We start from the raw sequence: 586 nt of genomic DNA, 5'->3' as shown, positions 1-586 counted from the left end.
TGCGCAGCAGCGTGGATTTACCGGAGCCGTTCAGGCCCAGCACGCCGATCTTGGCGCCGGGAAAGAACGACAGGGAGATGTTCTTCAGGATGTGTTTCTTGGGTGGGACAACCTTGCCCACCTTGTCCATGGTGAAGATGTACTGGCTCATAAACTCCGACCGCAGTCTGTATTAATGTGCGGGGCGTAAGGTGCAGGCGGGCTGCAGGCCCCGGCAGAGGGTACTTTGATTGGCGCCTAAGCTAACGGAAAGCGGCCGTGAGTGAAAGTGCACGGCCTTTGATAGGGCGATGTAAGGCCGGATTGGCGCCAGAAAACCGGTGCCTGACGCCATGAGACGACTGGCAGGTTTCCATGAGCGGACTTCAAGTGCCATTGGCCCCGGATTTGGTTAGAATACGCGCCCCAATCCACTCTTAGCACGTTGACAGGTAGCCCATGTTCCCGAAATCCATGTCCATCGCCGAGTTTGACCCGGAAATCAAAGCGGCCATCGAGGCCGAGGAAGTTCGCCAGGAAGAGCATATCGAGCTGATTGCCTCTGAAAACTATGCTTCGCCGAGGGTCATGGAGGCCCAGGGCTCCG

Annotated in this window: 1 protein-coding gene and 1 pseudogene; one reads left to right on the top strand and one right to left on the bottom strand. The window is 57.5% G+C overall.

Annotation, left to right across the window (positions count from 1 at the left end):
- Positions 1 to 151: ATP-binding cassette domain-containing protein (locus A3730_RS30035; protein WP_156501413.1), on the bottom strand; the 151-nt coding region annotated here is incomplete at its 3' end.
- A 287-nt stretch (positions 152 to 438) separates the two neighbouring features.
- On the opposite strand from A3730_RS30035, the pseudogene glyA reads away from it, so the two are divergent.
- Positions 439 to 586: pseudogene (gene glyA, locus A3730_RS30030) on the top strand (serine hydroxymethyltransferase); the annotation flags it as partial.

This window comes from Alcanivorax sp. HI0044, assembly GCF_001634945.1.
The sequence above is the reverse complement of the archived record's forward strand: the minus strand, read 5'-3'. Positions and strand labels throughout refer to the sequence as shown.